The organism is Stenotrophomonas sp. Steno-C15, from assembly GCF_056393265.1.
Genome location: NZ_JBWJPF010000052.1, coordinates 1 through 637, shown reverse-complemented (window position 1 = coordinate 637; position 637 = coordinate 1). Strand labels below are relative to the sequence as shown.

Below are 637 nucleotides of genomic sequence, written 5' to 3'. Positions count from 1 at the left end.
CACCGCCACGCTGGACGGCACGCTGGTCGCGCTGCCCGAACCGGGCGTGTACTACCTGGGTGAGCAGTTCAACATCCTGCGCGCCGACGGTAGCATCAATGGTCAGTTCGCCCGTACCGACTTCAGTGCATTCTCGCCGTTCCTGCAGTTCAGCCTGGCCTACAGCGCCAATGGTGCGCGCATCGACGTGGCCCGGGGTGCGCTGCTGGCCACCGCGGCCACCACGCGCAACCAGCGCGCCGTCGCTGGCGTAGCCGATGGCCTGGCGATCAACCAGGGCCTGCCCCGGCCGCTGACCCAGCTGTTCCCCGCCCAGGTCGGCGCCGCGCTGGACGGCCTGAGCGGCGAGCTGCATGCCGCCACGCCGCTGGTGCTGGTCGAGAGCAGCCGCTACGTGCGTGATGCAGCCTTGTCGCGGCGTGCGGGCAATGCGTCGCCGGGCAGCACCGGCGACGCGACCGGTGCGTGGGTACAGGCGATCGGCGGCAACGGCAAGCTCGATGGCGATGTCGAAACCGCGCGCACCGACGCCAACAGCAACGGCCTCCTGGTCGGTATCGACCGCGAGTTCGATGGCTGGCAGGCCGGCGTGCTGGCCGGCACCGGCCGTACCGACGTCAAGCAACGCGACCGCCGT

The 637-nt window shown here is 70.6% G+C and carries 1 protein-coding gene; it reads left to right on the top strand.

Annotated features, from left to right (window positions below; all coding sequences use genetic code 11):
• A partial coding sequence (locus tag AC06FB_RS18845) for an autotransporter outer membrane beta-barrel domain-containing protein (RefSeq protein ID WP_478053983.1) occupies positions 1 to 637 on the top strand: 637 nt, incomplete at both ends.